This window comes from Lutibacter sp., assembly GCF_041562875.1.
In the GTDB taxonomy this organism is placed as follows: domain Bacteria; phylum Bacteroidota; class Bacteroidia; order Flavobacteriales; family Flavobacteriaceae; genus Lutibacter.
In genome coordinates, this window is record NZ_JBFFOE010000071.1 from 1 (window position 1) to 13,522 (window position 13,522).

Consider the following 13,522-nt stretch of genomic DNA (forward strand, 5'->3'; position numbering starts at 1 on the left):
AAGAAAATCATATTCAACTCGTTCAAAAAGGAATTGATTTTTTAAAAAATAGCAATACTAAAAAAGTTGTTTTATCAAGAATGGAAATGCTTGAAATTGAAAAAGTAGATGTTATTAATACCTTAAAAAAAATATTGAATAGTTACAAAAATGCTTTTGTGTATTTGTGGTTTCATCCACATATTGGATTATGGATGGGTGCAAGTCCTGAACAATTAATAAGTGTAAGTCAAAATAAATTTGAAACAATGGCTTTGGCAGGAACTCAACTTTATAAAGATGCTACCAATGTTATTTGGAAGGATAAAGAAAAGCAAGAACAGCAATTTGTAACAGATTATATTCTAGAAAACATAAAAAATAGTATTGATGTTATTAAAGTTTCAGAAGCATACACTGTAAAAGCTGGAAATTTATTGCATATTAGAACAGATATTTCTGGAGAATTAAAAGCAACTAGTTCATTAGGTAATTTGGTTGCTTCATTACATCCAACACCTGCAGTTTGTGGATTGCCTAAAGAGAAAGCAATCAAATTTATTTTAGAAAATGAAGCATATCATAGAACTTATTATACGGGTTATTTAGGAGAATTGAACATTGATAATAGCACCAGTTTATTTGTAAATTTGCGTTGTATGCAATTAAATAAAAATACAGCTTCAATTTATATTGGTGGAGGAATTACTATGGATAGTAATGCTAAAAATGAGTGGGAAGAAACTGTTTCTAAAGCAGAAGTCATGAAAAAAGTTTTATAAAAAATTGATGTTTATGGTGTCTCTTTATTGAAATATTACAATAATAAAACTTAATTTCATTCGATTATTACTAGGATAACTTTGTGTAACTTTGCAACTTTAATTTTATAGTGTAAATGCGTCAATTTCCAAAAAATAAATTAGCTCAACTAGTTGTAAAAAGCTGCGAGCATTTTAATATAAATACCGTTGTAATTTCACCAGGTTCACGAAATGCACCTTTAATTATTGGTTTTAATGATGCTAAAGAAATTAAAACACTATCTATTGTTGATGAGCGTTGCGCTGCTTTTTTTGCATTAGGAATTGCACAGCAAACTCGTAAACCTGTAGCTTTAGTATGCACATCGGGTTCTGCATTGTTAAATTATTATCCAGCAATTGCAGAAGCATTTTATAGTAATATTCCTTTACTAATTATTTCTGCAGATAGACCAGCTCATTTAATTGATATTGGAGACGGACAAACAATTAGACAAGAAAATGTATTTGACAATCATATTTTATTTAATGCCAATTTAGGTTTTGAAAATGATGAAGAAAACATTAAAAAAGCTATTGAAACGGCTATAAATAAAAAGGGTCCAGTACATATAAATGTTCCTTTTAATGACCCTCTGTATGAAATTGAAGAAGTTGAATACACTAAAATTGAAGTTGTTGAAGAACTAAAAGAGAGTTTATTAGATGAAATTCCTTTGGATGTAGATGAACTTCAAAAATTTGCAACTATTTGGAATGCATCAAAAAAGAAAATGGTATTGGTTGGGGAACATTTTCCTGATGAGTTATTGCAAATTCAGTTAGAGCATTTGGTTAAAGACCCATCAGTCATAGTTTTAACAGAAAATACAGCGAATGTTTCAGATCCAAAATTTATAAATAGTATTGATAAATTAATTTTTCCCTTGGAGGAAGACGAACTGGAACAATTTCAACCAGATATTTTAATAAGTTTAGGAGGATTAATAGTTTCAAAAAAAATAAAGGAACATTTAAGAAAATTTAAACCAACACACCATTGGCATACCGATTCTAAAAGAGCATTTGACACGTTTCATTGCTTAAAACATCATTTTAAAATATCACCACAATTATTTTTTAGTCAGTTTTTCTTTTTAACAAAACCAACAAAAAGTCATTATCAAGATTATTGGTTGCAAAAAAAAGAATTTAGATTAAATAAGCATCAAGAATTTATTAGCACGTGTGCTTTTTCAGATTTAAAAGTATTTGGTAAGTTGTTACCTTCAATACCTAATAATTCACAATTACAATTGAGTAATAGTTCAGTAATTCGTTATTCACAATTATTTAATATCAACAAAACATTATCAGTTTATTGTAATAGAGGTACAAGTGGTATTGATGGAAGTACAAGTACAGCAATTGGTGCAGCATTTTCAGCAAAAGAAAACACCGTATTTATTACAGGTGATATTAGCTTTTTTTATGATAGCAATGCTTTATGGAACAACTATATTCCAAGCAACTTTAGAATTATTGTTATAAATAATGGAGGAGGAGGAATTTTTAGATTTATTCCAGGACCAAAAGATTCAAATGCATTAGATTATTTTGAAACACCTCATAATTTAACGGCAGAACATTTATGTAAAATGCATCAATTTGAGTATATTATAGCTAAAAATGAAGAAGAATTAGACAATCAACTTTCTAATTTTTATGAAGCATCTAAGCTTCCCAAATTATTAGAAATATTTACACCAAGAGAAGAAAACGATCAAATATTAAAAGCATATTTCAACAATTTAAAAGAATAAAAAATGGATTTAAAAGTAGGAGATAAAGTAGATTTAATTGTAGTAAGAAATACTGGAATGGGTTTTACAGTGTTGGTAAATGAAGAATATGAGGGATTGCTTTATAAAAATGAATTGTACCAAAAAATTGAAGAAGGACAAAAATTAGTTGGCTATATAAAGAAAATTCGAGAAGATGAAAAGTTAGATGTGAGCTTGCAAGCTGTAGGCTTTAAACATACTGTTGTTAAAAATGAAATTATTATATTAAATGCCTTAAGACAGCATGATGGTTTTGTTGGTTTGCACGATAAAAGTAGCCCTGAAGAAATAAAGTACCAATTAGGAATGAGTAAAAAAGCATTTAAAAGTGCTGTAGGAGGTTTGTTTAGACAAAAACTAATTACGCTTTCTGATGAAGGAATCAGCTTATTTAAACATGAAGATCTTGAATAATAAAAATGATTAAAAATAACATATTTGTCAACTTATTAAAATTTAGGTTCACAAATATGTTACTTTTAAGATGAAACTTATATTTTAAATTCGCTTTTTAGTTCCTCACTTAATCCATCTTTATGAACCATAACTGAAATGGTTTTAAGTTTAAAAAAAGCTTTACTCATATACACGTAACCTCCATTTCCAATACGATCACCAGTGCTTCCCCAAGAATTCTTTACTTTGTAATATTCAGTATTATTTTGGTCTTTTACTAAACCTACAATATGCATTAGATGGTCGTCGGTTGTATTGTAATTTTCAAATTCTTGTTGTCTATATTCTGGTGTTATATTATTTTCTTCAACAATATAAGTTAATGATTTTTCATTATTCTCTATATTTTTAGGAATAATGGCGACACCAAATTTTTGTGAAAATGTTTTCTCAGAAACATCACAATCTAATGCTAATGTGTAGCCTTTTTTTATAGCATTGTCAACTTCATTAACCAATTGTTCCAATTTAATATTGTAAAAAGTTCCATTTGAAAAATTGTCTGGAATGTTTAAAATGAACTTCGTATTATAGGGTTCATGCGTAAATGACGTTAATGTAACATAATCAGATGTATTCACTTTTGTCATTTCTAAAAATGATGTTGGTGTATAATAGGCATCATTGTACATGAAATTTGGAGTTGTTTTTCCTAAGTGTACATCTAAAATAGAGTCTACGGCAACTCTCCAATTTGGGTATGCAGATTTATGATCATTTTTAATATAAGCATCTAATACTTTTTGAAGTTCAGGTACAATTTGTGCGTGATTGTGTTGTGTAGCTTTACCTTGCAGTCCAGAATATGCACTTTCAGGAACCAATCCATTTTTTTGAATTGAATTCATAACGTCATGCGCTAAACCTCCTTCGCTAAATTGAATTTTTCCTTGACGCATTACATAATTCCAAGCTTTTGCAGTATACGTGTTTCGTACATTATACATTTCAGAAATATCAATTAATTCACCAGAATTTCTATAAATTTCCGATTCTATAAATGATGAAGCTGAAAAGCTCCAACATGTTCCTGTATTTCCTTGACTTTTAACAGCGGATGCTTCAATATCTATAATTGGCGTAAAACTATATTTTTCATCTTTAGGAATATTAACTTTTACAAAGCTATCTTCTTGAGCGAAGAACGAAATTGTAATCGCAAAGAAAGCGATTGATAGTACTATTTTTTTCATTTTTTATTTAATTTTCAATTATTGGTTCAATATAAGTTCCATCTCTTTTATTTAGAACTCTTTCAATGTTTTCATAATAACCGTTTGCATTTGGATCACCTTCTGGTAATTTCATATAACCACTTTTGTAATATTTTAATGCTAGTTTTAGTTTATTTCCTGTTTCATAATAACGACCAATATAATAATCTCCAATAGGAGATTCTATATATAATTTATTAATCATTTCTCCAAAATTTTGTAAATAATCACCATTTTCTTTATCTAAAATAATAGGTTCAATAGCAAAAATATCTTGTTCTCTGATTTTTAAATTGCTTCCAAATAAATACTCAATTTCTACATATTTATTTTCTAAATAAGCAATAGCATCTGGCGGTGATAAATCTTTAATGTTGGTCTCAAATTCTTCTTTTGAAATTGCTGAATACATTTCAAAAATAAAAGCTAAAGCACTTGGAATTGCTTGCCCTATTGATGCTGTTGTAGAGCTATTATCAAAGGAATCAAATTTATATTTAAATTTTGAGTTTTCAGAACTACTTAATAATGAATTTACTGTATCTATTGAATTTCGCCATTTATCAATATTTAATTTAGTATTATTTAAATAATAATAAATGTTTTCATTATTTAAAGATTGAACTTTATTTTGAAGCATCGTTGGCATATCCAATGCGTAAGATGGATTTATATTTATAAAAGCGTTAAATGCTGGAGATTCTTCAATTAAAAAATAATTTATAAAATTTGCAGTTAAGGTATTGCCTACTATAGTTTTAAATGGAGAAATTCTGTAGTTATCTTCAAAATATTCAAACAATTCACTTCCAATAAATCTATAAAATGCAACACCTTGAGTTGTTGGATAACTATTTTCTTCTAAATATGAACAATCTTCGTAACGTTCATCTCTATAGTTTTGGTTAATTCCTACAATAATTTGTTCAGGTGCTTCTTCATTATGTGCAAAAAGTATGGCGTTACCAACATATACATCAAATAAATATTCAGCATCTAAAACAACGGTAAGCGGGTACAGTTTAGTTGAATCTAAATGATAACTTGGTGGAATGTAAATTTTTAAATAACGATCGTTGTCTAATTCTATTGAATTAAATTTTTTTAGTTGAATATTTTGTGAATAAATAGAGGTTGAAATTAGTATTGTGAATACTAATAAAAGTAATTTTTTTATGGTTGAACTATTCATAAATGAAATTTGTATATAGTTTTAAAGAGCTAAAATATTTAAAAATATTGTTTTATATTAAATAACGTTCCTTTTTTAACTATATGATTTTATTATATAAATTAAATTGAAAATTACATATTTATTAATAAAACAACCTGAAATTATTACTTTATTTATAAATGCTATTTTTTGGATTAAAAATATCAACTAGATCTTTTAATCTATTAATTTTTTAAACCATTAAAATAATTTATTTTTACACATAAATTTATTAGAAATGAAAGAAATAAACTGGGTAACGGTAAAAGATTTTGAAGATATAACCTATAAAAAATGCAATGGTGTTGCACGTATAGCATTTAACAGACCAGATGTAAGAAATGCGTTTAGGCCAAAAACTACCAAGGAATTATATGATGCTTTTTACGATGCTCAAGAAGATACTTCAATAGGTGTTGTATTACTTTCTGCTGAAGGTCCTTCAAGTAAAGATGGTGTTTATTCATTTTGTAGTGGTGGAGATCAAAAAGCACGTGGGCATCAGGGTTATGTAGGTGAAGATGGTTATCATCGGTTAAATATATTGGAAGTTCAACGTTTAATTCGTTTTATGCCAAAACCTGTAATTGCGGTGGTTCCAGGTTGGGCTGTTGGTGGCGGACATAGTTTACACGTTGTTTGCGATTTATCTTTAGCGAGCAAAGAACACGCTATTTTTAAACAAACTGATGCAGATGTTACCAGTTTTGACGGTGGATATGGATCGGCATATTTAGCAAAAATGGTTGGACAAAAAAAGGCTCGTGAAATATTTTTCTTAGGAAGAAATTATTCAGCTCAAGAAGCTTATGATATGGGAATGGTAAATGCAGTAATTCCGCACGATGAGTTGGAAAATACGGCCTATGAATGGGCTCAGGAAATATTAGCAAAATCACCAACATCAATTAGAATGTTGAAATTTGCAATGAATTTAACGGATGATGGTATGGTTGGACAACAAGTTTTTGCTGGTGAAGCAACACGTTTGGCTTATATGACAGATGAAGCAAAAGAAGGAAGAAATGCTTTTTTAGAAAAGCGAGCACCTAATTTTGAAAAGAAATGGATTCCATAATTGATTGATAATTAAAAATTCACAATGAGTTATTTTGTATTCTAATATTTCAATTATTCAATTTTTAAATTAATTAGCATGAAAATTATTTGCATAGGGCGTAATTATGCCAAACATATAGAAGAATTAGCAAATGAGAAACCAGAAAATCCAGTAATATTTTTGAAACCAGATTCTGCTATTTTGGCTAAAAATCAACCATTTTTTATTCCACCTTTTTCAAAAGATATTCATTATGAAGTTGAAATATTAGTGAAAATAAATAAAGTTGGAAAGTATATTGATGAAAAATTTGCACATAAATATTACGATGAAATTGGTTTAGGAATTGACTTTACTGCGCGTGATATTCAGGATAAATGCAAAGAAAAAGGCTTACCTTGGGAAAAAGCAAAAGCATTTGATGGTAGTGCTGTAATTAGTGAATTTATTCCAAAAGAAAATTTGGGAGATTTAACCAATTTAAAATTCTCACTTCATAAAAATGAAATGTTGGTGCAAGAAGGAAATACAAATGCAATGCTTTGGAAAATTGATGAGTTAATTGCGTATGTTTCTCAGTTTTTTACGCTTAAAAAAGGAGATGTAATTTTTACAGGAACTCCTGCAGGTGTTGGAAAAGTATGCGAAAATGATATTCTTGTAGGTGCAATTAAAGATCAAGAATTATTTTCAATAAAAATTAAATAATATACTAAAATGTAAATAAAATAGTATCTAAAGGTTTAATTTCTTCATGTCTATGAATTTTTAAAATATCAAATCCATAATGTGTTTTAACAAGTTTTTTAAAGTCATGCTTTAATCTTGGAAATTCTCTCAATAATTTATCAAAATTTTTAGTAGCTGACTTTTGCATGAAATAATGTAAAATTTCTGTATAAGCTTTTGTTAAGGGTAAATTAAACTTGTTACTATTTAAAACTTTTATAAAAAATTGTTCTTTTATTTTACAATTTTTAAGAGTCGCAATCTCCAAACCATATTTGTTTATTAAAATCCATGACAATCTTAATTGAGTCTCATGATTGAATAGTTCGGGGCTTAAAGTACAATTTTCAACTTTTTCAAGTAAATCTTTATCGCTTAATTCATTAGTAGTTAACATAGCAGTTGGAAATTTAATGTTTTTTGATTTTTTTAATTAGATGTAATTTTATATAAAAGGTTGCTTTAAAATTAGTAAATATGTATAATAATTATTGTAAAAATTTAAATATTTTACAAATTACCATTTTAATGTAATTTATACCATTAAATTAATGGTATGATTTATTCTTTTTTTTTCTAAAAATCAGTTATAAATATCATTTCCTTTATAAACTTTTTTCCAAGTATCATGTGCCATATCTTCATGAATTGTAAATTTAATTCAAAAAAAGATGATACTTTTACTTTATATTTTTTATAAAAGATGCAAGCAGAAATAATTACTATTGGAGATGAAATTTTAATTGGTCAGATATTAGATTCAAATTCTAAGTGGATTGCAGAACAGTTAAATACTATTGGAGTTTCAGTTTATCAGATTACATCTATACAAGATGATAAACAACATATTTTAAAAGCTGTAAATGAAGCACAATCTAATTGTGATATTGTTATTATCACTGGAGGTTTGGGACCAACTAAAGATGATATTACCAAATTAACTTTAGCAGAATATTTTAATGATACCTTGGTTTTAAATGAAGATATAGTTGGGCAGATTAAAGAGATGTTTGCTAAAATGAAATATCCGTTTACAGAAGTTAATAAACAGCAAGCATTAGTCCCTTCCAAATGTATTCCTCTTAAAAATGAATTTGGGACGGCTCCTGGAATGTGGTTTGAAAGTAATTCTAAAATAGTAGTTTCATTGCCTGGTGTCCCAAATGAGATGAAGGGATTGATGCAAAATAGTGTATTGCCCAAATTAAAAGAAACTTTTAAGCTTCCATTTATACTTCATAAAACAATATTAACATATGGTATGGGTGAAAGTATGGTTGCTGAGCGAATCGAAGTTTGGGAAGATAATTTACCCATTTATATAAAATTGGCTTATTTGCCATCTTATGGAAAACTTCGTTTACGATTAACAGCAAAAGGAATTGATGATCAATTATTAAAGAAAGTGATAAATAATGAAGTTGATAAGTTGTTTAAACTAATTCCAGATATTATTGTTGGTTTAGAGGAAAATGAAACAATTGAAGTTGCATTGGGAAAATTATTAACTGATAAAAAGCAAACATTAGCAACTGCTGAAAGTTGTACAGGTGGTAATATTGCTAAAAAAATCACTTCAATAGCCGGTTCATCAAATTATTTCGTGGGTTCAATTGTTGCGTATCATGAATCAATAAAAATAAAAGAACTAAATGTTAATGCAGCGCTAATAGCAAAATATTCAGTAGTGAGCTCACAAGTTGCAGAAGCCATGGTGAAAGGAATTCAGCAAAAATTTAACACAAGTTATGCTATCGCAACTACCGGAAATGCAGGTCCTACAGCAGATAATACAGATAAAACAGTTGGTACAGTTTTTATTGCAATTGCAACTCCAACTACCATTTTTTCTGAAGAATTTTTCTTTGGGAAACCTCGTGAGAAAGTTATTGAAAGGGCTTCAAATAAAGCCTTAGAATTATTAAGAAAAGAAATTTTGAAAAACTAGTAAAATAAGTTTGTGTATATAGTTTTAAAAATTTAATTTTGCATCTCGTTTTGAGAAAATACTAAAAAAGGAACAGAATATGTCAAGAGTTTGTGAACTTACTGGAAAAAAAGCAATGGTTGGGAATAATGTTTCTCACGCATTAAATAGAACTAAAAGAAAATTTGACGTTAATTTATTAAAAAAACGTTTTTATATTCCTGAAGAAGATAAATGGCTTACTTTAAAAGTAGCTGCATCAGCTTTAAAAAATATTAATAAATTAGGAATCTCTGCAGTTATTAAAGATGCAAGAGAAAAAGGTTTCTTAAAAAAATAATTATAGTAGGAAATGGCAAAGACTAAAGGAAATAGAATCCAAGTAATTTTAGAATGTACAGAACATAAAGGTACTGGTTTACCAGGTACTTCTAGATACATTACAACGAAGAATAAAAAGAACACTCCTGATAGAATGGAAATTAAAAAATTCAATCCTATCTTAAAGAAAATGACTGTTCATAAAGAAATTAAATAATATAGGATTATGGCAAAGAAATCAGTAGCATCATTACAAACAGGATCAAAAAGATTATCAAAAGCTATCAAAATGGTTAAATCTCCAAAAACAGGAGCTTATACTTTTGTTGAAGCTATTATGGATCCTTCAGCAGTACAAGACTTTTTGAGCAAAAAATAATAATAGCTCATTAATATATACTAAAGCTACTTTCAATATTGAGGGTAGCTTTTTCTTTTTTATATTTACACTGTAAATCTGTAGTAAATGAGTTTATTTAAAAAAATATTTTCGAAAGAAAAAAAGGAGACTTTAGACAAAGGATTGGAAAAAACTAAAATATCGTTTTTTTCAAAACTATCTAAAGCAGTTGTTGGTAAAACAAAAGTAGATGATGATGTTTTAGATAATTTGGAAGAAGTTTTAATTTCTTCTGATGTTGGAGTTCAAACAACACTTAAAATTATTGAAAGAATTGAAGCAAGAGTTTCTGAAGATAAATATTTAGGAACTGATGAGTTAAATACAATTCTTAGAGAAGAAATTGCCGGTTTATTAGCAGAAACTAATGTAGGGAATGAAACCGATTTTATAACACCTTCAGATAAGAAACCTTATGTAATTATGGTTGTTGGAGTTAATGGGGTTGGAAAAACTACTACTATTGGTAAGTTAGCAGCTCAATTTAATAAAAAAGGAAAAAAAGTGGTTCTTGGCGCTGCAGATACATTTAGAGCTGCAGCAATAGATCAGCTACAAGTTTGGGCAGATAGAGTTGGAGTGCCTTTAGTTAGACAAGAAATGGGAAGTGATCCTGCTTCTGTAGCGTTTGACACTTTAAAATCTGCTGTTGCACAAAATGCGGATATCGTTATTATTGATACGGCAGGAAGATTACATAATAAAATAAATTTAATGAACGAGTTAACCAAAATAAAACGGGTAATGCAAAAAGTTGTTGCTGACGCTCCTCATGAAGTTTTATTAGTTTTAGATGGTTCAACAGGTCAAAATGCTTTTGAACAAGCAAAACAATTTACATTAGCAACTGAGGTTACTTCTTTGGCTGTTACTAAATTAGATGGAACAGCAAAAGGTGGTGTGGTAATTGGTATTTCTGATCAATTTCAAATTCCAGTTAAATATATTGGAGTTGGCGAGGGAATAGATGATTTACAAGTGTTTAATAAAATTGAATTTGTAGATTCATTTTTTAAATAAGAAATAAAATAAAAACTTAAAATTTCACACTAAGCTTGTCGAAGTGTGATTTTTTATATTCAAGAATATGAGAACAAAATCAAAAAAAGAAAATAAGATTAATGTAGTTACGTTAGGATGCTCTAAAAATGTTTACGACAGTGAAGTTTTAATGGGGCAACTAAAAGCAAATAACAAAAATGTGGTGCACGAAGATGAAAATGATGAAGGAAACATTGTTGTTATAAATACGTGTGGTTTTATTGGTGATGCAAAGGAAGAATCCATAAATACTATTTTACATTATGTAAATAAAAAGGAATTAGGAGAAGTAGACCGAGTTTATGTTTCAGGTTGTTTAAGTGAACGTTACAAACCAGATTTACAAAAAGAAATTCCAAATGTTGACGAATATTTTGGAACCCATGATTTACCAAATTTATTGAAGGTATTAGATGCAGATTACAAACACGAATTAATAGGAGAGCGTTTAACAACAACACCAACTCACTATGCTTATTTAAAAATTGCTGAAGGATGTGACAGACCTTGTTCGTTTTGTGCAATTCCTTTAATGCGTGGAAAACACGTATCAACTCCAATTGAAAATTTGGTAATTGAATCCACAAAATTAGCAAAAAAAGGAATCAAAGAATTAATTTTAATTGCACAGGATTTAACTTATTACGGATTAGATATATATAAAAGAAGAGCGTTAGCTGATTTATTAAAAGAACTTGCTAAAATTGATGGAATTGAGTGGATTCGTTTGCATTATGCATTCCCTACAGGGTTTCCATTAGATGTTTTAGAAGTAATTAACAATGAACCGAAAGTTTGTAATTATTTGGATATTCCTTTACAACACATTAATGATGAGATTTTAAAATCAATGCGAAGAGGAACTTCTCATGAAAAAACAACCAGTTTAATTGCTGAATTCAGAAAATCGGTTCCAAATATGGCAATTAGAACTACATTAATTGTTGGATATCCAGGTGAAACAGAAGAGAATTTTCAAGAATTGAAAGATTGGGTTCAAGAAATGCGTTTTGAACGTTTAGGTGCTTTTGCATATTCTCATGAAGAAAATACACATGCTGCGAATTTAGAAGATAATGTTCCAGAGGATGTTAAACAGCAAAGAGTTAACGACATTATGGAACTTCAAAGTCAAATTTCTTTTGAATTGAATCAAGAAAAAGTTGATAAAATATTTAAAGTTTTGATTGATAGAAAAGATGGGAATGTTTTTGTTGGAAGAACAGAATTTGACTCACCTGATGTTGATAATGAAGTATTAATAGATGCAACTAAGCATTACGTTCAAGTTGGTAAATTTGCAGAAATAAAAATTACATCAGCTACTGAATTTGACTTATACGGAGAGCCAGTTTAAATATCTATTTATATTTACAAGGTTGTATAAAAAGTGAATAAAATTCGTTTTGTTAAACAGAGCTTGTTGAAGTTTATTTTTAGGATTAATTAGTTAAAAATTTGTTAGATGTTTTGTCTAATTTCGACAAACAGCCTAAATTGTTTACTTTTAACAAAAATTAACTTAAATAGTAATGGAAGATAACTTATTACCAGATTACGATTTTGAAAAGCATTGGAATAACGCTTATCAAAAAACACCTATAGATAGTTTAGGTTGGTATGAAGAAGATCCAATACCATCATTGGAATTAATTTCAGCGTGTAATTTATCTAAAGATTCTCTAATTTTTAATGCAGGGGTAGGTGCAGCAACCTTAATAGAAATTTTATTAAATAAAGGCTATTCAAATATTGTTGTAAATGATATTTCTTCGGCTGCTTTAACTGAATTAAAAAATAATTTAGGGGAACATAACAATTCACATGTTCAATTTATTTTAGATGACTTAACAAATCCAATTGCATTGTTAAAGTTAAAAAATGTTGATTTATGGCATGATAGAGCTGTGTTACATTTTTTTACAACGGAAACACAACAAAAAGCATATTTTGATTTGATTAAAAAAGTTTTAAAACCAAATGGATATGTAATTTTAGCTGAATTTAATTTAGAAGGTGCAAAAAAATGTAGCGGTTTAGATATCGTTAATTATAATGAAGAAATGCTTCAAGAAAGATTAGGAACTGATTTTAAGTTGCTAAAATCGTTTAATTATACATATACACAACCTTCAGGAGGTTTACGAGAATATGTGTACACTTTATTTCAACGAACAGCATAAAAAAATGAAAGTACACCATATTCCTTTTCAAAAAACGGGTTATTTTTCGAAAATAATTTGTGATTATTTAGATAAAAAAAGTGAGTTATCTGATTTTTATGAAAATTTTCCTGATTTAGAAGGATTTAAAAAACAAATAGAAACGAAGCGGCTATCATTCCAACCACATTCTAGGAATATTTTAGTTGATGTGTTAAAGCGTCAATTTGTAAATTCAAACATATCAACAAAAACACTTCAAAATATTGAATCTCTTTCAAACGAAAATACATTTACCGTTACAACTGGGCATCAATTAAATATTTTTACAGGCCCTTTATATTTTCTATATAAAATAATTTCAACAATCAATTTAACGGAAGTCTTAAAAAAGGAATTTCCAAATCAGAATTTTGTACCCGTTTATTGGATG

16 protein-coding genes are annotated in these 13,522 nt (G+C 28.3%); 13 read left to right on the plus strand and 3 right to left on the minus strand.

Annotated elements, in window-relative coordinates; all coding sequences use genetic code 11:
• The 3 genes from ABY863_RS09880 to ABY863_RS09890 all read left to right on the plus strand — a co-directional run.
• On the plus strand, positions 1 to 761 hold a 761-nt coding region (locus tag ABY863_RS09880; protein WP_372794343.1), incomplete at its 5' end, for an isochorismate synthase.
• A gap of 116 nt (positions 762 to 877) precedes the next feature.
• Positions 878 to 2,545, plus strand: coding sequence for a 2-succinyl-5-enolpyruvyl-6-hydroxy-3-cyclohexene-1-carboxylic-acid synthase (menD, locus tag ABY863_RS09885; RefSeq protein ID WP_372794345.1), 1,668 nt, complete (start codon positions 878 to 880; stop codon positions 2,543 to 2,545).
• A 3-nt stretch (positions 2,546 to 2,548) separates the two neighbouring features.
• Positions 2,549 to 2,980 (plus strand): DNA-binding protein, encoded by a 432-nt coding sequence (locus ABY863_RS09890; RefSeq protein WP_372794347.1) that lies wholly within the window; start codon positions 2,549 to 2,551, stop codon positions 2,978 to 2,980.
• A gap of 77 nt (positions 2,981 to 3,057) precedes the next feature.
• On the opposite strand, the gene ABY863_RS09895 is transcribed toward ABY863_RS09890, so the two are convergent.
• Positions 3,058 to 4,215 (minus strand): C1 family peptidase, encoded by a 1,158-nt coding sequence (locus tag ABY863_RS09895; RefSeq protein WP_372794349.1) that lies wholly within the window; start codon positions 4,213 to 4,215, stop codon positions 3,058 to 3,060.
• Between the two features lie 7 nt (positions 4,216 to 4,222).
• The gene (locus tag ABY863_RS09900; protein ID WP_372794351.1) at positions 4,223 to 5,428 is read right to left on the minus strand and encodes an alpha/beta hydrolase; all 1,206 of its coding nucleotides are present in this window, start codon (positions 5,426 to 5,428) and stop codon (positions 4,223 to 4,225) included.
• Between the two features lie 259 nt (positions 5,429 to 5,687).
• On the opposite strand from ABY863_RS09900, the gene ABY863_RS09905 reads away from it, so the two are divergent.
• Both ABY863_RS09905 and ABY863_RS09910 read left to right on the plus strand, forming a co-directional pair.
• Entirely contained in the window at positions 5,688 to 6,527 is an 840-nt protein-coding gene (locus ABY863_RS09905) for a 1,4-dihydroxy-2-naphthoyl-CoA synthase (RefSeq protein WP_372794353.1), read from the plus strand.
• A gap of 78 nt (positions 6,528 to 6,605) precedes the next feature.
• Entirely contained in the window at positions 6,606 to 7,217 is a 612-nt protein-coding gene (locus tag ABY863_RS09910; RefSeq protein ID WP_372794355.1) for a fumarylacetoacetate hydrolase family protein, read from the plus strand.
• 4 nt (positions 7,218 to 7,221) lie between these two features.
• On the opposite strand, the gene ABY863_RS09915 is transcribed toward ABY863_RS09910, so the two are convergent.
• The gene (locus tag ABY863_RS09915; protein ID WP_372794357.1) at positions 7,222 to 7,635 is read right to left on the minus strand and encodes a hypothetical protein; all 414 of its coding nucleotides are present in this window, start codon (positions 7,633 to 7,635) and stop codon (positions 7,222 to 7,224) included.
• Between the two features lie 306 nt (positions 7,636 to 7,941).
• Between ABY863_RS09915 and ABY863_RS09920 the strand changes: the two genes are divergently transcribed.
• From ABY863_RS09920 to bshC, 8 genes are all read left to right on the plus strand, one after another.
• Positions 7,942 to 9,186, plus strand: a complete 1,245-nt coding sequence (locus ABY863_RS09920; protein ID WP_372794359.1) for a competence/damage-inducible protein A — start codon at positions 7,942 to 7,944, stop codon at positions 9,184 to 9,186.
• Positions 9,187 to 9,265: 79 nt separating this feature from the next.
• Positions 9,266 to 9,505, plus strand: coding sequence for a 50S ribosomal protein L28 (gene rpmB / locus ABY863_RS09925; RefSeq protein ID WP_372794361.1), 240 nt, complete (start codon positions 9,266 to 9,268; stop codon positions 9,503 to 9,505).
• Positions 9,506 to 9,517: 12 nt separating this feature from the next.
• Complete coding sequence (gene rpmG / locus ABY863_RS09930; RefSeq protein ID WP_299526746.1) at positions 9,518 to 9,703, plus strand: 50S ribosomal protein L33; 186 nt, start codon at positions 9,518 to 9,520, stop codon at positions 9,701 to 9,703.
• 9 nt (positions 9,704 to 9,712) lie between these two features.
• Entirely contained in the window at positions 9,713 to 9,865 is a 153-nt protein-coding gene (locus ABY863_RS09935; protein WP_372794363.1) for a DUF4295 domain-containing protein, read from the plus strand.
• An 87-nt stretch (positions 9,866 to 9,952) separates the two neighbouring features.
• The gene (ftsY, locus tag ABY863_RS09940; protein WP_372794365.1) at positions 9,953 to 10,906 is read left to right on the plus strand and encodes a signal recognition particle-docking protein FtsY; all 954 of its coding nucleotides are present in this window, start codon (positions 9,953 to 9,955) and stop codon (positions 10,904 to 10,906) included.
• 67 nt (positions 10,907 to 10,973) lie between these two features.
• The gene (gene rimO, locus ABY863_RS09945; protein ID WP_372794367.1) at positions 10,974 to 12,284 is read left to right on the plus strand and encodes a 30S ribosomal protein S12 methylthiotransferase RimO; all 1,311 of its coding nucleotides are present in this window, start codon (positions 10,974 to 10,976) and stop codon (positions 12,282 to 12,284) included.
• A gap of 175 nt (positions 12,285 to 12,459) precedes the next feature.
• Complete coding sequence (locus ABY863_RS09950; protein ID WP_372794369.1) at positions 12,460 to 13,110, plus strand: class I SAM-dependent methyltransferase; 651 nt, start codon at positions 12,460 to 12,462, stop codon at positions 13,108 to 13,110.
• A 4-nt stretch (positions 13,111 to 13,114) separates the two neighbouring features.
• Positions 13,115 to 13,522 (plus strand): bacillithiol biosynthesis BshC (gene bshC / locus ABY863_RS09955; protein ID WP_372794371.1); only part of this gene is annotated, 408 nt, incomplete at its 3' end.